Source organism: Virgibacillus natechei (assembly GCF_026013645.1).
Lineage (GTDB): Bacteria > Bacillota > Bacilli > Bacillales > Amphibacillaceae > Virgibacillus_L > Virgibacillus_L natechei.
On sequence record NZ_CP110224.1, the window covers coordinates 2,192,298 to 2,210,801 of the forward strand.

Here is an 18,504-nt window from a genome sequence, read left to right on the forward strand (position 1 = left end):
TTTCTTTCCCTTTAAAAGTTCTTTGCATTCGGCTTATTGAAACCATATTGTTCAAAGAATTCTTCTTTAAAGTCACCAAGCCGATCTTCGCTTATCGAAATTCGTACTTGCTCCATTAATTTTAACAGAAAATACAAGTTATGATAAGTAGTAAGTCTGAAACCAAATGTTTCATTACATTTTATTAAATGACGAATGTATGCACGGGAATAATTTTTACATACATTACAATCACAATTTTTATCAATCGGACCAAAATCACGGGCATACTTTGCATTCCTTACAACTAAACGACCGCTTGATGTCATGCATGTTCCATTGCGTGCAATCCTGGTCGGTAATACACAATCAAACATATCTACTCCACGAATTGCCCCGTCTATTAAAGAGTCGGGTGAACCAACCCCCATCAAATAGCGTGGTTTATTCGTCGGCATTAACGGTGTGGTAGATTCAAGCACACGATTCATTACATCTTTTGGCTCACCTACGGAAAGACCACCAATTGCATAGCCCGGTAAATCCAAGCTAGCTAAATCCATCGCACTTTGTTTTCTTAGTTCTTCATACTCGCCACCCTGAATAATTCCAAATAAACCTTGATCACCAGGCCGGCTGTGAGCTTCTAGAGATCTCTCTGCCCAGCGTGAGGTTCTTTCTACAGATGCTTTCATATAATCATATGTGGCAGGATATGGTGGGCATTCATCAAAAGCCATCATGATATCTGACCCGAGTGCATTTTGTATGTGCATCGCCTTTTCTGGTGATAAAAACAGCTTTTCTCCATTTATATGGTTACGAAAATGAACGCCTTCTTCCTTTATTTCACGCAGGTCACTTAAACTAAATACCTGGAAACCACCTGAATCTGTAAGAATAGCTCTATCCCAGTTCATAAATTTATGCAGACCACCTGCTTCCTGTATGATATCATGACCTGGGCGCAACCATAAATGATACGTGTTAGAAAGAATAATATTCGCATTCATTTCCCTTAATTCTTCTGGGCTCATTGTTTTAACGGTTGCCATTGTTCCCACTGGCATAAATGCAGGTGTATCGAACGATCCATGTGGAGTATGAACCCGTCCAAGCCTTGCACCTGTTTGTTTACATGTTTTAATAAATTCATATGTTATAGGTGTCATTATATTCGTTCCTCTACTATAAAATTAACATCGCATCTCCAAAGCTGAAAAATCGATAACGCTCTATTACAGCTTCATTATATGCTTTAAGCGTCGTCTCTTTATCCGTTAAAGCACTAACAAGCATAATTAAGGTAGACTTTGGTAGATGGAAATTTGTAATTAATCCATCAATTGCCTGAAATTTGTATGGTGGATAGATAAATATATCCGTCCAACCGCTTGTTTCCACAAACTCTCCCTTATTATCCTGGATAATGGTCTCAAGCGTCCTCGTTGAAGTTGTACCAACAGAAATAATTCTTCCGTTATTCTGCTTCACATTTGTTAGCAATTCGGCAGTTTCTTTTGACATCTGATAAAATTCAGCATGCATTTTATGATCATCAATATGATCCACGCTTACTGGCCGAAATGTACCAAGACCAACATGTAACGTAATAAAAGCAATTTTCACTCCAATTGATTGAATCTCATCTAACAATTCATTTGTAAAATGTAATCCTGCTGTTGGCGCTGCAGCAGAGCCTTCTTCTCTTGCAAAAACAGTCTGATACCGCTCTTTTTCCGGCAGCTGTTCTTTTATATACGGAGGTAGTGGCATTTCTCCAAGTCCATCCAGAACTTCATAAAAAATTCCTTCATAGGAAAACTTAAAAATACGACCACCATGATCTTTAAATCCAGTGCAAACTGCTTTCAGCTTACCCTCACCAAAACTAATTTCTGTTCCAAGTTTAACTTTTTTTGCTGGTTTTGCTAATACTTCCCAATGATCTTCTTCTATTTGGTGAAGCAACAATATTTCCACATTTGCTCCAGTATCTTTTTTTACTCCGTAAAGTCTTGCAGGTAAGACACGGGTATCATTTAGGACGAGGCAATCCCCTTTTTTAAAATACCCTTTAATATCTGTAAAATGTTTATGGTTTACGTCCTTCGTATCTCGGTTTAAAACGAGCATACGAGAAGCTGTTCGATCCCATAATGGGGTCTGCGCGATCAATTCTTCTGGTAAATCAAAATCAAAATCTTCTATATTCATGGTGAATCTCCTTATTTAAAGTAAACCTGCATCTAGTGGGTTCTCTAACGAAACCTTCCAATTATAAAAAAGATCAGTGTCAATACAATGCTTACAACGATCGATGTCATGATCGGAAAATGAAAGGAAAAATTTCCTCTTCTAAAGCTAATATCCCCTGGCAGCCTACCAATGAATGTCCAAATAATACCGATGATCAGAAAAACAATACCTAGAATGATAAAAAGTTTTCCAATAGACATTATGTATCATCCACTTTCATTCCAAAGTGCTCATATGCTTTTGAAGTTACCACTCTTCCCCTTGGTGTACGCTGAATAAATCCGATTTGTAATAAATATGGTTCGTATACATCTTCAATCGTTTGAGATTCCTCACCAATCGTTGCGGCAATTGTATCTAAACCAACTGGACGGCCTTGAAAGCTTTCCATGATCCCTTTTAGAAGCTTATGATCCATATGGTCAAGTCCTACATCATCAACTTGAAGCATCTCCAATGCAAGGTTAGTTGTTTTTAAGCTAATTTCAGTTTCCCCTTTAACTTGCGATATATCACGAATTCGCTTTAGTAATCGATTTGCGATACGCGGTGTCCCTCGCGACCTTCGAGCTACTTCGGCTGCGGCAATATCTGTAATTGTTGTTTGAAAAATAGATGCTGTTCTTTCTACAATCAGTTGTAAATCTTCAGGTTCGTAAAATTCCAACCTACTTAAGACTCCGAAACGGTCCCGAAGTGGTGCTGACAAAAGACCTGCCCTTGTGGTAGCACCTACTAATGTAAATGGTGGTAGATCAATTCGAACCGACCTAGCACTTGGCCCCGTTCCAATTACAATATCAAGAAAGAAATCCTCCATTGCAGGATATAGAACTTCCTCTACCGCTCTAGGGAGTCGATGAATCTCATCGATAAATAACACATCACCAGGTTCTAGTGAGGAAAGAATCGCAGCCAAATCACCAGCACGTTCAATAGCAGGCCCAGAGGTCGTACGAAAATGAACACCCATCTCATTTGCAATTATCGCTGCTAATGTGGTTTTGCCAAGCCCAGGTGGCCCATACAATAATACATGATCAAGCGGCTCTTCACGCATTTTAGCGGCTTGAATAAATATACTTAAATTTTCTTTTATTTTATGTTGACCAATATATTGATTCAGTGTTGTGGGCCGGAGGCTATACTCAATCGATGATTCTTCGTCCTGTAATTCTCCTGCAACCATGCGCTCCTCCATCATTATCCCCCCTTATTAACTTTTCATTAATAATGCTAGTGCCTTACGAATAATTTCATCTGTATTTGTACTATTTTCTTTTTGCAATTCAGGAATAACAGCTTTAATTTCTCGCTCTGTATAACCTAGCGCCTTCAATGCTTCCTGCGCTTCCATTAATTGCTCTGTTCCATTTGTTTCCCTGCCTTCATGCGTGTCTGTTTGATTCGATATAGTTAGCATGGCGGTCAATTTACCTTTCAAATCCAAAATAATCTGTCTTGCTGTTTTTTTGCCAACGCCTGGAAAGCTTGTTAGAAACTTGTCGTCTTCTCGTTCAATAGCAGAAACAAATTCATCTACATCAACAGAAGCTAATATCGCTAAGGCGCCTTTAGGGCCAATTCCAGATACCAATATTAGTTTTGTGAAGAGATACTTTTCATCTTCATTTTTAAAGCCATACAACACTTGTATATCTTCTCTTACATAGTGATAGGTATTAATCTGTACTTCCTTATTTAATGAGGACTGGAACACGAAAGGATTTGCGCAAACTATCTCATAACCAACACCATGAACCTCTACCACAACTGAATCCTCTTGTATATATGTAAGATTTCCCCTTATATATGCTATCATACAACCTTCTCCTTTACATTCCTACCCTATTTTACCACACCTATAGAGCATTTAAAAAACTTCTATTTCCTAATACGAAATAGAAGTTTTTAATTAACTCGATTCCTCTAAGTTGTGATAAATATCCTGGACGTCTTCACTTTCCTCTAATGCTTCAATTAAATTCAACATCTTTTCTTCGTCGTCTTCAGCTAAACGATTATAGGTTTGAGGAATAAAGGTGACTTCGCTGTCCTCAATTGTGTATCCGCCTTTGGTTAGATGGTCCACAACTTCTTGAAAAGCTTCTGGAGTTGTGTAAATCTCATATGCACCATCTTGCGTAACAATATCTTCAGCTCCTGCCTCAATTGCTTCCAACGTCATTTCATCCTCGTCAATTGCATCGCCTTCATTCACAATAACGATGTATCCTTTTCGATCAAACATAAATAATACACTGCCATTTTCACCTAAATTACCATCATTCTTCTTAAATGCACTTCTGACTTCTGATGCAGTACGGTTTTTATTATCGGTTAGTGCATTCACAACAACAGCAACTCCCCCTGGTCCATAACCTTCATAGGTGATCTCTTCATAACCTGCTCCATTCAAGTTACCTGTTGCTTTATTAATATTTCGTTCAATGTTTTCATTTGGCATGTTGTCCGCCTTAGCCTTATCAATTGCAGTTCTCAATGTAGGGTTCATACCTGGATCTCCACCATCCTGTTTCGCTGCAATATAGATTTCTTTCGCATGACGCATGAATGTTTTACCTCGTTTAGCATCCTGTGCGTTTTTTCTTCTCTGTATATTTTTCCACTTAGAATGACCAGCCATCGGACATTCTCCTCTCTAGGATTTTCTTCCTTACTATATCAAATATATGCATATAGACAAAAGAAAAACCTTTGCATGCAAAGGTTTTAATCATTCCTATGAAAAAAATCAGCAATATAATCTTCTACATCATAATAATTCTCTTCGCTTCCAGACCTAGCATTTAAATTTTTCCTTTGCTCCCAGTAGACTTGATCTGTATATAGAACAATTTCTTTATCGGGCATCATTTCACTAATATCAGTTTCAAGTGATTCCGTTATATTGTGTTTAACATATTTTTCTTTTAATTTAACTGCTACAACTACGCGGTCGTCTAATGTAGTAACTTGGGCTTGAACAACATCGTTTCGATTTTTCAATTCAGTAGCGAGCCTTTCTGTTTCTTCATTTGTATATGGATCAGAGTAACCTCCGCTATAATCCGAAGCATTAACCCCTTCTTGATTACTCTGTCGATAACCACCTTGTTCGCCAATTGTTTGGCCGCGTTTGTCTAACCTGTTTGCTTGTTCCCCTTCAGTCTCGTAATGCATTGGAGAAGTATTTAAATTTTCCTCTGTATCTTGCGTGTTCTCATCCGTATTGCCACATGCCACCATAAAAATAGTCAATAACAGTAAAGGTATTAAGATCTTCTGATACATAAAAAAACCTCCCTTATAACTAGTTTGTTTAAGAGAGGTTTTTTTACACAGTTAATTTAAGGTAATCATTTACTTCTGTTAAATTGAGGTAGTGGATCTCGTTTATGTGCTGAGCTCTTGTGCAAATTCTCGATAATTTTTTTATCTTCCTCAGGGATCTTTTCACCTTTCAAATATGCATCAATTTTGGCATACGTTGTACCTATCTCATCTTCGTCCGTTTGCCCTTCCCATAAATCTGCACTAGCTACTTTGTTAACCAGTTTATCTGGAACGCCTAAATATGCTGCCATGTCTCGTACTTCTTGTTTCGTGTACTCAACGAGTGGCAAAATATCAGCTCCTCCGTCACCGTATTTGGTGAAATAGCCTATATACCATTCAGCAGCATTGTCTGTTCCAACAACTAAATAATTATAATTTGCTGCTAAAGCGTATAACGTACTCATACGTAATCTGGCTCTAAGATTAGCCCCTGCTAACTGATCACTATCAACATTAAATTGATCTTTTTCATTTAACTTAGATGTAATTTGTGAATACATATCATCATGAGTTTGGGTTAGGTCGACGGTAATGGAGTCAATTCCAACGTTTTTTATAACGTTTTTGGCATCATCGATATCAGATGATTTCGTTTGAATCGGCAACATTACTCCTAATGAATCATCAGGAAACGCCCGTTTCATGAGATGCGCAGCAACTGCGGAGTCAATTCCACCACTTACACCTACTACTAAACCGTTTACACCTGCATTCTTTACTGTCTGCTGCAACCACTGTACAATCTGATCTACTTCTTTTTCCATTACTATCGCTCCTTTAACAATCATGAATCTTCTTTTAGTTTAGCATTAGTTTAGCGTTTTTCACAAAATCCTGTCGTTTCACCCATGTTTTTTCCATTTGAGATAAATAATGAGAGGGTGAAGATACAGGTTTCTTGTACAGGAAGTGTAACCATTCTCTTAGTATATCACTCGGAATAAAGACCGCATACAACCATGGTTTAATTTCGCTATCTTGGACCATCTTAAAGGATAGAAGTTTTTCTGGATCCCACCTTAAATAGGGAAGAAATCGTTGGCCTAGTTGGATATAATCATACAAAGGGGTGGTGCATTGTAATAAATCAAAATCAATTAGATACGTTCTTTTGTCTGTTTTATTTCTTAGAAAGTTATGAGACGCTACATCTCCATGTATCCACCTCCCTTGATTTTTAGCTTTTCTTTCATATTCTTCCCACGGAAATTGAGTTACAAACCGCAAATGAGTGACTGTTGTTTGTACTATATCCTTATATAGATTTTCAAAACCATTTTCTTTGAAAATGGAGGATGTCTTCTTAAATAATAATAGTCGCTGATACCATCGAATGAACAACAACTCTTTTGTTAAGGGTTTTTCTAAATGAATCCCTTGTGCTCTATAATGGAATTCCTGCAGACTCGTTACCACTTGTTTTCGATCCTCTGTACTATTATAGTCTAATTTCTTCCCTTGAATAAATGGAGAAATTGTCCAATAATAATTATTCATACTTATTATTTTTCTGCCATTTGGATAGCCTTGAAAAGGAATAACGTTGGACTTTCCAATTCCGGTAAAGAAATCCCATTGCTGTTCAACACTGTCTTTTTTATTATGTCTTTTCAATAAAAATTCCTCACCGTCAGTCGTTTGAATATAGAAAACGGTAAAATTTATACAAAAAAGATCGTGAATAGACAATCCTCCCTCTTTAAACAAAAAAGAAGAGAGACGATCTTTAACTTCGTCTCTTTGTGTAAGATTGGGATTATTCATTTAAATCAGGATCCTCATCTTCTCTGTAATGAGGTGTTGAAAATTCCGGATAAGCTGGTGGCGTTGGATATGGATGATTATCCATTGTACCGTGGTTGCCAAAATGTGGTGGATACATGTTATTTGGTGGCACTTGTTGTTGTGGCATGGATTGCGGCATTTTTTCTGGCATTTTCGGCGGCATTTGTTGTGGCATGGATTGTTGCGAATTAAAATCCGGTTGGTAATGCTGAAATTCATCTCCAAATGGCATCATTTGGTGGTGCTGGGATGGGACGCGTTTATTGCAACCACAATCCTCCTTTTGCATGGGAGGACCTGCCATTTGGAAAGATGGGTCTGGATGTACCATTGGATGCTGCGGCGGACCGTAAGCTTCTGGCAACGCCCCCATGGCAGGAAACGGAATGGGTGGGTAATAAGGATGCACAACATGACAACACATTGGAAGCATATGCATTGGTTGAGGTTGTGGCTCTGGTAACATTTGTGGTTTAATATGTTCTTTTTCTTTTATAGGTAATTCTTCTTGTGGCTTCGTATATTGTGGCATTTTTGGAAAATTGACGGTTGTATGGTGGTGGAACTTCTGCTGCATTACAGGCATTTGTTGTTTATCCTTTTCGATTAGCATTGGTTTTTCTTTTGGAATTGGCATCGGTTTTTCTTGTTCGATTGGCATTTGCTTTTCTTTTGAAATCGGCATCGGTTTTTCCTTTGAAATTGGCATTTGTGGTAATGGCTGGACTGGAATTTCCGGTTTTAATGCTTTTGGCTTTGCTTTATCGTCTTCTGTAATAACCGGCATTTTTTTTGGAGTAGTGTCTTTGTACGGATGCTGCGTGTCTGGTTTCTGTTTCACTGTTTTTGATGAACCGGGGATCTTCACCTTCATACCTGGCATGATCATGTCTGGACTGGAGAATTGCGAATTAAGTTGTTTAACCTCCTCGAAATCCACTCCGTAATCTTTAGATATTTCCCACAATGTATCGCCTTTTTGAACAATGTGTATTTTCAAAACAAATCAAACTCCTCTCATTTCTGTAACTGGGCTAATTACTCTATATCAACATATGCAAGAAATTGAGAAAAGTTGAGACTTAATTTTAAAAACCGTTAATCTCAAAAAAGAAACTAACGGTTAAAACGATACACAGACCAATGTTTGAATGGTTAGTAGTACAGTATTCTATGCTTAAATATTCATATGATAAACGGGGTATGTCCCTAATATATTGACTTGACATCCCAGTGCTTCTAATTCTGCCTTCACACCAGGAAAAAGGACATCATCGAACGGTTGATCAACATCCACGATAAAGAAATAATTTCCCAGCCCTGTTTTCGTTGGCCTTGATTCAATTTTTGATAAGTTCATTTTCCGCCATGCGAAAGCTGATAAAACTTGATGTAATGCACCTGAATGATCGCTAGGTAAGGTAATTAAAAGGGTCGTTTTATCGGACTGCACAGGATGTTTAATAGCCATCTGCTGTTTATCCTTTGTTAATACAACAAAGCGCGTATGATTATTTGAATAATCATGAATGTTTTCTGCAGCTATTTTCAATCCATACTCCTCGGCTGCCAACTTATTTCCGATAGCAGCTACGGAACTACTACTTTCACCTACCATTTCAGCTGCCTTCCCTGTTGAAGCTGCAAAATGAATCGTTGAACTTGCTAAATGCTGATGTATATACTGATGACATTGTGCTATAGCATGACTATGAGAATGAACTTCTGTAATTTCAGAGAGTTCACCCGAAAATGCAGGATGTACAAGTAAATGTTGCTGTATTGGAACTACTATTTCCGCCATTATAGGTAACCTTACTTTATGGACAAGGTAATCTACCGTTAATTGCACCGTCCCCTCTATCGCGTTTTCCAATGGAACTACACCAATATCTATTTGATTTTGATCAACAGCATCTATACATTCAGGTATCGTATCAAAGCTTTGTTTATTTTCCCCATTAAAAGCAGTATCCACTGCTAACTTTGTAAATGTCCCCTTAGGACCTAAATATCCTATTGTAGTCAACTATCTTCTCTCCCTATTGTAACCAATAATTTATCTATTTATATAAATGTTGGTTTTATTCAATAAATTCAAATTCAAAATCCAATAATCGAATGGTGTCTCCATCATTCGCTCCCCGCTTTCGTAATTCTTCGTCAACACCCATACCACGTAATTGCCTTGAAAAACGCTGAACAGCTTCATCTCTTGCGAAATCAGTCATTTTAAATAGTTTCTCAATTTTTTCACCTGATAGAACAAACGCACCATCCGGATCACGCGATATTTGGAATGGGGCATCTTCTACTTGATAACGATAGACAACCTTTTCCTCTGTAGGCTGTATTTCGGTTGCTACTTTTGGAATCTCGTCCAATGTGTCTGCAATTGCAAATAAGATATCTCGTAAACCTTCTTTTGTAAGTGCTGATATCTTATAAATTGGTAAATCTTCTCCTAATTGTTCTTTAAAGTCCTGTAAATTTTCTTCAGCACCAGGCATATCCATCTTATTTGCTGCAATAATTTGTGGTCTATCCATTAATTTTGGATCGTATTCTTTCAATTCCTGATTAATCTTCACATAATCATCATATGGATCTCTTTCTTCTATTTTAGCCATATCAACGACATGAACAATTACTCTTGTCCGCTCAATATGACGAAGAAAACGATGGCCTAACCCAACGCCCTCATGAGCACCTTCAATTAATCCAGGCAAATCTGCCATTACAAAACTTCGTTGGTCACTTGTATCCACCACGCCAAGATTAGGGGCTAAAGTTGTAAAATGATAATCTGCAATTTTAGGCTTAGCGGCACTAACGACAGATATAAAGGTCGATTTTCCTACGCTAGGAAATCCTACAAGTCCTACATCTGCCAATAATTTCAATTCTACTTTAATATTCTTTTCCTGACCAGGCTCGCCGTTTTCGGCCATATCCGGCGCAGGATTACGTGGTGTAGCAAAACGCGAATTTCCACGGCCACCACGGCCACCTTTAACGATAACAGCCTGTTGTTCATGGGTTGTTAAGTCTGCTATCACTTCATCTGTTTCTTCATCTATGACAGTAGTTCCTGGAGGCACTGGAATAATCAAAGATGTAGCATTTTTACCATGCTGATTTTTACTCATCCCATTTTCGCCACGTTTACCTTTAAACTGACGATTATAGCGAAAATCCATTAATGTGTTAAGCCCTTCATCAACCTCAAAAATTATGTCAGCCCCATTACCAGCGTCACCGCCAGCAGGGCCACCTTTTGGAACATATTTCTCACGACGATATGCTACGAGCCCATTACCACCGTCACCAGCCTTCACATATACGCTTACCTGATCTACAAACATAATTGTTCACCTCATACCTTACATGGAATCGAAAATTCACATAATATACCACTTGTTATTTCGTTTACATGTACTGTTTTATTTTGCTCCATCTGATCTAGATTTAGTTTCAGACGATCTCCTTCATCAATGAAAAGACTAACTTTTATTTGTGAAGATTTTTTAATTTCATTAAGCTCCAGCGTTAGATCATATAACTCTGTATCATCAGTTGCTTTAACAAGGCTCGTTATAACATCCTGACACTGTTCTACCAACTGCTTATCTATACGTCGCAAATCTATATTGTCTGTATGTATTTGATAGGTTATGCGTAAATTCATGTAGGTGGTATTAAAACGAATCAGCCATAAAATAAACATAGGTGCATTTAAGCTCATTAATTTACGTTCCTCATTATAATGATCCATACTCTCTTTTAATTTAGCCTCTGCTTTTTCTGCTTTCCCTATACTTAAATAGCCTTGTACAATTTGCAAATGGTTCATTAAATCATGTCTATAATATTGTAAGACTTCTAAAGTTTGCTCACTTTCCATGTGTCTCCCCCCGTTAGAGTATAGCAGAAAAAAAGAGAAACTTCATGCCGTCACTTAAATTTTTCTGCAGATAGGACATTAGCCTAAAAGCTTAACGCATGCCACGTTTTCTAAGAAACAAGAAAACTCCAACCACTATGTTGGTTGGAGTGTTATAAATCATTACTTAAGCTTCTTGAGCTTCTGGATAGACACTTACCTTTTTACGATCACGGCCGTAACGTTCGAATTTCACAACACCATTTACCTTAGAGAAAAGTGTATCATCCTTACCGATGCCCACGTTTTCACCTGGATATATTTTTGTACCACGTTGACGGTATAAAATGGATCCACCAGTTACAGCTTGGCCATCAGCACGTTTTGCACCAAGTCGTTTAGATTCGGAATCGCGTCCGTTTTTTGTACTACCTGCACCTTTTTTCTGAGCGAAAAATTGTAAATCTAGACGTAACATTGATTTGCACCTCCTTATTTATTTCGTATCCTCATAAACTGATTATATTCCATTTCAATTGACTGTAATGAAATTAGCATTCCTTCAAATAAGAGCTGAACATTATCCATTGTTGCTTTTTCCAACGAACGGGGAAGGCTAACATAAAGATAGCCACCTTCATCTCCCTGTTCTATGTTCAGGTCTGCTTCACATAATTGCATTACAGCATTAACTGCTCCAATGGACACAGCTGAAACACCTGCACATACTAAATCGTATCCATATGGCCCACTCTCAGCATGTCCAGTCAATTCAAATGCTGTAATTTCATTATTTGATCGATATACAGTTACATGAATCATAATTGAATATCCTTTTATAGGTTAATTTTATCAATTACTAATTTCGTATATGGTTGACGATGACCCTGCTTACGAGAATAGTTTTTCTTAGGCTTGTATTTGAATACAGTAAGTTTTTTCTGACGACCATGCTTTTCAACTTTTGCAGTTACAGACGCACCTTCAACATATGGTGCCCCTACTTTCACATCGTCTCCACCTACGAAAAGAACATTTTCAAATGTAACAGAATCGTTTGAATCTGTATCAACTTTTTCTACGTAGATTTCCTGACCTTCAGTTACTTTTACTTGTTTACCGCCTGTTTCAATGATTGCGTACATACATTGCACCTCCTTAATTAACTCAGACTCGCCATGCAGGTACCCTTTACGAGTTTATGACCTGATCTGCGCGGTTGTAGCACTGGTGCTACGATTTATTAACGTATTTTATATTACATGGTATCCAGCTATTTGTCAATATTAGGTGGAACATTTCTAGGAAATATAGTAGACAAGTTCACCGATGGTTTTATTATAATGCTTCCCATGAAAAAACAGGAGCAAACAATCACCCTCGTCAATAGATTGTCGCTTGTTATTTGGGCCTGTAATGTAAATGGAATGCTTATTATCACGTCTGAAATAACCAAGTACATCCTTTAACGGTGTTTCAGATTCCACAAGGATGGGGCTTACAGCTGTAACAGCTGTATTTCCTTCATAACGGTTTAATAAAAAGCGCATGAAAACATAATACCGGTTTTTCCATTCCGATCTGTTTTCCATAAAAAGAAATAGCATAATGAAAAACGCACTTAATGTAAATGGAAAAAAGATTAGTTGAAAGAGTATGATGACTAAACACGCTGCCATTGAAAATAGAATAACCCAATAATATGCTTTCTTATATGGTGAAAATGCAGATAAGCATAAAAATAAAAGCTTTCCGCCATCCAACGGCCAGATCGGTAATAAATTAAATAGAAGGATTACGGTATTATAATAAAAAATTAATTCCAGTACAGAAGAAGGAACGAAACCAACCGGCGTCAATAAAAATAAAAGAAAATATATAATTAAATGTTGAAATGGGCCGGCAATAGTAACAAGGGCTTCTTCCCGAATCGGTTTATTCCCATGCTCTTGTGTATCCATGACACCACCAAACACCCATAGCATAATTCCTTTAATTCGCCAATTAAACACCTTAGCTACGATATAATGACCAAGTTCATGAAACAATACAATGGATAAAATGATAGCTAATTCCATAAATGTACCTGTGACAAAAGAGATAACCAAAAACACCATTAATACTGGATGAATATGGACTTTAGGCACATAATCACGGAGCATCGTCAACTTGGATCACCTGTACCGGATCAATGTAGTCGTTTTCTTGTTCAATCGAAAAATAAACCGTATCGTTAGCTGTGGTTGGTGTGAACTGACCTATTCTTTGGTTACTTCTTACAAATTGGTATAAATGTACATCAACATCACTTAGGTACCCATAGGTTGATTCACTCCCATCTGGATGTTGAACTACTATTGTATTATTTGTTTCCTGATCATTTCCTGCAAAAATAATTACACCATCACGTAATGCTGATACGTCCGATGTTTCTTCTGGTGCTATCATGATTCCAGTACCATTAACCTGAAACGTTTCCGTTACGCTCCCGCTTACTGGCAATGCTAATGAATCATCATCGCTAATAGCGACTTCTTGATTCTGTTGTTGTGGATTAAGAGCTAATGGAGCACCAAACGCTTCCTGATACCATAGATTCACTTTAGCAAAAGGAAATTCCTGTGTCAGTGCAGTGCTTGTCCATTCTTTTGGCTTATGTAGCCAACCTGCGTCTGTCTGTCCCAGCAAAGCAACACCAAAAAAAAGCATGACAGACAACGTACCTTTTAAAATCATACCAGAAGCAACTTTACTTTTCGTATTCGATTCAAATGCAGCATCTGAAAAGCTAGGAAAGTAACCATGCTTTTCTTCCTCTTGAGGGAAAGGCGGAAATAGTTGTTTCTTCGATTCTTCTTTCGTAGTCAAACCACGCGTTTTCTTACGTTTTTCAATTGATTGACGGACTTTTTTAACCCCTTTATTCATTAGCCTCACATTCCTTCTCATACATTTATATAATTCTATGAGAAAGCGGTTCAGTATATGAATTTAAAAGATGTAATGAAGGGTTATTTCATTACATCTTTTATTGACCCTGTATTTATTTTATATAGTAAGCATTATGATCGAACGCCAAAAAACTTTTTCATTTTCTTAAATACACCCTTTTCATCCTCCAACGATTGTAAAGGGACTGTTTCACCTAAAATTCTCCTGGCAATATTTCGATAAGCAATAGATGCTTTTGAGCTAGAATGTAAGGCAACTGGTTCTCCGTTATTGGATGCTTTAATAACTTCATCATCATCTGTAACAATTCCCATAAGGTCAATAGAAAGTACTTGAACAATTTCATCCACTTCTAGCATATCTCCACTCTTCATCATATGACTTCGTATTCGATTAATCGTTAAGCTTGGTGGATCCATATCCTCTTTTTCCAGTAAGCCGATAATCCGATCAGCGTCTCTGACACTAGATTTCTCTGGTGTTGTCACAACAATGGCTCTATCCGCTGCGACTACTGCATTTTGAAAACCTTGTTCAATACCTGCTGGACAATCGATAATAATATAATCGTATTCTTGTTTCAATTCTGTCACGATTTTAGTCATGCCCTCCGTTGTAAGAGATAATTTATCACTCGTTTGTGCTGCAGGTAATAACGATAAATAGTCAAAACGTTTATCCTTAATAAGAGCTTGCTTTAAATTGCATCGTTCTTCTATAACATCCACTATATCAAAAATGATACGGTTTTCCAGTCCCATGACTACATCAAGATTCCTTAGACCAATATCTGTATCTATTAAACATACTTTTTTCTCCATGAGTGCCAAGGCGGTACCGATATTTGCCGTTGTTGTCGTTTTACCAACGCCACCTTTTCCGGAAGTAATGACGATTGCCTCACCCATTTTGTATCCTCCTTTCGAATCCAGTTATTTCTTTTCTCTTATGTGCAAGTACATGTATTCGATCAACAATAATTTTATCCTGACCTTCATCAATAAGGCCACACTCCATATACACACCCTCCGATTCATAATCAGGTGCCCTGCTAATATAATCGGCGATTCGGAGTTGGTTTGGTTTCATGTAAGATGCGGCTATGAAAGCATTACCATCTCCCTCTGCCCCTGCATGAGCGATGCCATACAAACTTCCCATCACATAAATATTCCCTGTTGAAATAACTGTTCCACCAGGATTTACGTCCCCAATCAACAAGAGATCTCCATTAACACTGAGAACTTGTCCAGATCTAACAATCCGATTAAAAGATTTGATTTCAGTTTCTTCTTTCCATAAAAGTGCATCATGCCTGCGAATAACATCTGATTCAAAAGCATGTATGGTGAATCGATTTTCTTCATTTATTATATTTCTTAATTGTTCTTTTTGCTCTTCTTGTAAATAACGATCTCCTGATTTCACGGTTACCGAAACGGTTGGTTCATCGTCTTTGGGGCGACTTGCCTCGATTTTTTCGGTAAGTTCATGAATAGCATCGCTAAATGAACATGACTCATCTATAAATAATGTGAGTCCATTCCTTGTACCTTTTATAGTTACAAATTGTTTCTTATCAAGCAATGTTAATCACCTCATTAAAAGTCCCTCAAACCTCATCATTTCAGAATGATTTCTTTCCAGATAATTGTTCTTTCCCCCAGCTGGCGAACGGTTTCATTAAAACCGGATATAAGAATACCAGAAATAGAAGGTTAGCTAATATAGTTGGTACTAATCGACTCATTAAATAATCCGCCCACAGCATATCTACAAGTCCTACTGTTGAATAGATCATATTAATTGATAGATCTGCCAACGTTATTCCAATAACTGCCAGTAATAGTGTTACTAAAATATTTCCATGAAGCAATTTTCTTAGTCCCTGAATAATATAGATGACAAATGCGTATGAAAACATGTAAACTCCAAGTATTCCCGTGTACACAATGTCAATTAACAAACCAAAAATGAACGCATATAACACCGAGTAATAGGTATATTCTCTGTCATAAAAAACGGATATAAATAGTAAAATTACAAGTACCCAGTGTGGAACTATTAATAAATCACTCATTATTAAACCTGCAGGTAAAAGCTCTAGAGCAACACCTTCCAATATAAGAAACAAGAAGAGGAGAAAAGGTAGGTATAAGCGTTTCATTACCCATCCCCCTCATCTTCCAGTGCTCTGTCCACAACAATAACCTGATTTATATCATACATATTAGCAGCTGGTTCTACTAACGCTGTCCGCGTCAATCCGTATTGGTCTGGAACAACGTCTTTAACTGTACCGATCGGTAACCCAGCAGGAAAGACCCCGCCCATACCTGATGATACAACTAACTCCCCTTCTTCAAGTTCATCATCCGATTCTTCAATGATTCTGAATAAAAGTGAATCTGTTTCTTCATCAAATCCCTCTATCATTCCATTTATATCCTGCTCTTCTTCACGGGAAATGGTTGCAGAAATTCGATTAAGCTGATCAAAACCGGATAGCAATTGAACAGTCGAAGTAAATTCATTCGTAGACTGTATTTTCCCAACCATTCCTTCAGCTGTAATAACTGCCATATTTCTTGCTACTCCATCTTGTTGGCCCTTATCAATCGTGATCTGTTCAACCCAACGCTCGGGTGAACGGGAAATTACGGTTGCTTGAATCGGATCATAATCCCTGATAGAATCTGTAACATCCAACGTATTTCGCAGCTCTTCATTCTCTTCTTTGATTTCTTGTACTTCATAAATAAGACTTTTATACTCGGATAATTGTTCTTTTAATAATTGATTCTCATTGTACGTATTTCTTACGTCATCAATGTTTGTAAAAACATTTGTGACGAAGTTAACGGGCGTATAAATAACAGTTTGCGCCCAACCAACTGTATCATTTATAAATTTTTCAACCGTACTAAGGTCTTCTCTTTCTCTTAATGAAAATCCAATTAAAGAAACAAGAACAATAAACCCTATTAAAAGAATAAATAATTGTCTCTTACGAAAAAATGACATAAAAACACCTACTTAATCAATCGATGGACGAGAGGATACATTTGGGTGGGACCGAAAATGCTGAATGTATTCTAATGATTTACCTGTTCCAATTGCCACACCATCCAGTGGATTTTCTGTCACAAAAACAGGCATCTTCGTCGCATCACTTATGACATGATCTAAATTTCTTAAGAGCGCTGCGCCTCCAGATAAAACTATACCGCGATCCATAATATCTGCAGATAATTCAGGTGGCGTTTTTTCTAACGTGTTTTTAACTGCTTCTACTATTGAATCAACTGTATCTTTTAGCGAATCGGCTATTTCCTGTGCTGTTACCGATATTGTTTTCGGTAACCCAGTTAGTAGATCACGTCCACGTATCTCCAACTCTTCGTCCACTGTAATCCCGCCGGCAGAACCAACATCCATTTTAATGGATTCAGCGGATCTCTCACCTATCATCAAGTTATAATGTTTACGAATATATTGGATGATGGAATCGTCCATATTGTCACCAGCTGTACGTATGGATCGGCTAGTCACTATTCCGCCTAATGAAATAACCGCGACTTCTGTCGTCCCACCACCGATATCAACAATCATGCTACCTGTTGGCTCCCATACAGGTAAACCAGCACCAATCGCAGCAGCAAAAGGCTCGGCAATTGGAAATGCATCTTTTGCACCTGCTTGTTTCGTAGCATCAATAACCGCACGTTCCTCTACCATAGTAATTCCTGATGGCACACAGATCATGACGTCCGGTTTCCTCGCAAGAAAAGAACGATTCTTCATTGCTTTTTGAAAATAATATTTCATCATTACTGCGGTTGTATCGTAATCTGCAATAACGCCATCTTTCATTGGTCGAACAACAGAGATATTCCCTGGCGTTCTACCAATCATCTTTCGCGCTGAACCTCCTACTGCTTCTACATCACCGGTTTTAGTGTTTTTGGCTACTACTGTAGGCTCTCGTACAACGACACCTTTACTTTTAACAAAAACCAGTGTGTTTGCAGTACCTAAGTCTATTCCTAAATCTTGTGATAAACTAAATCTTCCCAAAAAAAATCTTCCTTTCCCAGTTACAATTCGTTTATTATATGTAGCTTTACTATATCGATGAATTTCAAGTGATGCGATAAACATCCATTTCTATTTTGTCATGTTATGAATTATAAGTGAAATCCTACATCTTTGCTAACAATTTAATAAGCGCCACTTTCAACGAAAAATCGAAAAATGGCGCTACATTATAGCTCGTCTATATAATTATACGAAAAAAATAGTAAAAT

The 18,504-nt window shown here is 37.6% G+C and carries 23 protein-coding genes and 1 other annotated feature; all 23 genes read right to left on the reverse strand.

What is annotated here, in order from left to right:
- Positions 1 to 11 precede the first annotated feature (11 nt).
- Positions 12 to 1,151 (reverse strand): tRNA guanosine(34) transglycosylase Tgt, encoded by a 1,140-nt coding sequence (gene tgt / locus OLD84_RS11475; protein WP_209462001.1) that lies wholly within the window; start codon positions 1,149 to 1,151, stop codon positions 12 to 14.
- A 16-nt stretch (positions 1,152 to 1,167) separates the two neighbouring features.
- Positions 1,168 to 2,196: a tRNA preQ1(34) S-adenosylmethionine ribosyltransferase-isomerase QueA gene (gene queA / locus OLD84_RS11480; protein WP_209462002.1), complete on the reverse strand. Its 1,029-nt coding sequence runs from the start codon at positions 2,194 to 2,196 to the stop codon at positions 1,168 to 1,170.
- Positions 2,197 to 2,240: 44 nt separating this feature from the next.
- Positions 2,241 to 2,438, reverse strand: a complete 198-nt coding sequence (locus OLD84_RS11485; protein WP_209462003.1) for a DUF2905 domain-containing protein — start codon at positions 2,436 to 2,438, stop codon at positions 2,241 to 2,243.
- On the reverse strand, positions 2,438 to 3,439 hold the full coding sequence (gene ruvB / locus OLD84_RS11490) for a Holliday junction branch migration DNA helicase RuvB (protein WP_209462158.1): 1,002 nt from the start codon (positions 3,437 to 3,439) through the stop codon (positions 2,438 to 2,440). Before ruvB ends, OLD84_RS11485 begins: the two co-directional genes overlap by 1 nt.
- A 15-nt stretch (positions 3,440 to 3,454) precedes the next feature.
- Positions 3,455 to 4,060, reverse strand: a complete 606-nt coding sequence (gene ruvA / locus OLD84_RS11495; RefSeq protein WP_209462004.1) for a Holliday junction branch migration protein RuvA — start codon at positions 4,058 to 4,060, stop codon at positions 3,455 to 3,457.
- 93 nt (positions 4,061 to 4,153) lie between these two features.
- The gene (locus tag OLD84_RS11500; RefSeq protein WP_209462005.1) at positions 4,154 to 4,885 is read right to left on the reverse strand and encodes a YebC/PmpR family DNA-binding transcriptional regulator; all 732 of its coding nucleotides are present in this window, start codon (positions 4,883 to 4,885) and stop codon (positions 4,154 to 4,156) included.
- Between the two features lie 86 nt (positions 4,886 to 4,971).
- The gene (locus OLD84_RS11505) at positions 4,972 to 5,532 is read right to left on the reverse strand and encodes a YhcN/YlaJ family sporulation lipoprotein (RefSeq protein ID WP_209462006.1); all 561 of its coding nucleotides are present in this window, start codon (positions 5,530 to 5,532) and stop codon (positions 4,972 to 4,974) included.
- Between the two features lie 65 nt (positions 5,533 to 5,597).
- Positions 5,598 to 6,341 (reverse strand): NAD(+) synthase, encoded by a 744-nt coding sequence (gene nadE / locus OLD84_RS11510; protein ID WP_209462007.1) that lies wholly within the window; start codon positions 6,339 to 6,341, stop codon positions 5,598 to 5,600.
- Between the two features lie 34 nt (positions 6,342 to 6,375).
- On the reverse strand, positions 6,376 to 7,341 hold the full coding sequence (locus OLD84_RS11515) for a phosphotransferase (protein ID WP_209462008.1): 966 nt from the start codon (positions 7,339 to 7,341) through the stop codon (positions 6,376 to 6,378).
- Positions 7,334 to 8,362: a SafA/ExsA family spore coat assembly protein gene (gene safA, locus OLD84_RS11520; RefSeq protein WP_209462009.1), complete on the reverse strand. Its 1,029-nt coding sequence runs from the start codon at positions 8,360 to 8,362 to the stop codon at positions 7,334 to 7,336. Before safA ends, OLD84_RS11515 begins: the two co-directional genes overlap by 8 nt.
- A gap of 177 nt (positions 8,363 to 8,539) precedes the next feature.
- Positions 8,540 to 9,391 (reverse strand): prephenate dehydratase, encoded by an 852-nt coding sequence (gene pheA / locus OLD84_RS11525; RefSeq protein ID WP_209462010.1) that lies wholly within the window; start codon positions 9,389 to 9,391, stop codon positions 8,540 to 8,542.
- Between the two features lie 55 nt (positions 9,392 to 9,446).
- Positions 9,447 to 10,727, reverse strand: coding sequence for a GTPase ObgE (gene obgE, locus OLD84_RS11530; RefSeq protein ID WP_209462011.1), 1,281 nt, complete (start codon positions 10,725 to 10,727; stop codon positions 9,447 to 9,449).
- Positions 10,728 to 10,738: 11 nt separating this feature from the next.
- Complete coding sequence (locus OLD84_RS11535) at positions 10,739 to 11,266, reverse strand: Spo0B domain-containing protein (protein ID WP_209462012.1); 528 nt, start codon at positions 11,264 to 11,266, stop codon at positions 10,739 to 10,741.
- A gap of 166 nt (positions 11,267 to 11,432) precedes the next feature.
- The gene (gene rpmA, locus OLD84_RS11540; protein ID WP_209462013.1) at positions 11,433 to 11,723 is read right to left on the reverse strand and encodes a 50S ribosomal protein L27; all 291 of its coding nucleotides are present in this window, start codon (positions 11,721 to 11,723) and stop codon (positions 11,433 to 11,435) included.
- A gap of 14 nt (positions 11,724 to 11,737) precedes the next feature.
- Positions 11,738 to 12,067 carry a ribosomal-processing cysteine protease Prp gene (locus tag OLD84_RS11545; RefSeq protein WP_209462014.1) on the reverse strand — a complete coding sequence of 110 codons (330 nt, stop codon included), beginning with the start codon at positions 12,065 to 12,067 and terminating at the stop codon, positions 11,738 to 11,740.
- A 14-nt stretch (positions 12,068 to 12,081) separates the two neighbouring features.
- Entirely contained in the window at positions 12,082 to 12,390 is a 309-nt protein-coding gene (gene rplU, locus OLD84_RS11550; protein WP_209462015.1) for a 50S ribosomal protein L21, read from the reverse strand.
- A gap of 14 nt (positions 12,391 to 12,404) precedes the next feature.
- Positions 12,405 to 12,476, reverse strand: a sequence feature (ribosomal protein L21 leader region).
- A 70-nt stretch (positions 12,477 to 12,546) separates the two neighbouring features.
- Positions 12,547 to 13,407: a M50 family metallopeptidase gene (locus tag OLD84_RS11555; protein ID WP_209462159.1), complete on the reverse strand. Its 861-nt coding sequence runs from the start codon at positions 13,405 to 13,407 to the stop codon at positions 12,547 to 12,549.
- The gene (locus OLD84_RS11560) at positions 13,397 to 14,173 is read right to left on the reverse strand and encodes a M23 family metallopeptidase (protein ID WP_209462016.1); all 777 of its coding nucleotides are present in this window, start codon (positions 14,171 to 14,173) and stop codon (positions 13,397 to 13,399) included. The genes OLD84_RS11555 and OLD84_RS11560 overlap by 11 nt, the downstream gene beginning before the upstream one ends.
- Positions 14,174 to 14,307: 134 nt before the next feature.
- Positions 14,308 to 15,105 carry a septum site-determining protein MinD gene (gene minD, locus OLD84_RS11565; RefSeq protein WP_209462017.1) on the reverse strand — a complete coding sequence of 266 codons (798 nt, stop codon included), beginning with the start codon at positions 15,103 to 15,105 and terminating at the stop codon, positions 14,308 to 14,310.
- Positions 15,098 to 15,784: a septum site-determining protein MinC gene (gene minC / locus OLD84_RS11570; protein ID WP_209462018.1), complete on the reverse strand. Its 687-nt coding sequence runs from the start codon at positions 15,782 to 15,784 to the stop codon at positions 15,098 to 15,100. The genes minD and minC overlap by 8 nt, the downstream gene beginning before the upstream one ends.
- Before the next feature lie 40 nt (positions 15,785 to 15,824).
- Entirely contained in the window at positions 15,825 to 16,364 is a 540-nt protein-coding gene (mreD, locus tag OLD84_RS11575) for a rod shape-determining protein MreD (protein WP_209462019.1), read from the reverse strand.
- Complete coding sequence (gene mreC / locus OLD84_RS11580; RefSeq protein WP_209462020.1) at positions 16,364 to 17,221, reverse strand: rod shape-determining protein MreC; 858 nt, start codon at positions 17,219 to 17,221, stop codon at positions 16,364 to 16,366. Before mreC ends, mreD begins: the two co-directional genes overlap by 1 nt.
- 12 nt (positions 17,222 to 17,233) lie before the next feature.
- On the reverse strand, positions 17,234 to 18,274 hold the full coding sequence (locus OLD84_RS11585) for a rod shape-determining protein (protein ID WP_245301472.1): 1,041 nt from the start codon (positions 18,272 to 18,274) through the stop codon (positions 17,234 to 17,236).
- Between the last annotated feature and the right edge of the window lie 230 nt (positions 18,275 to 18,504).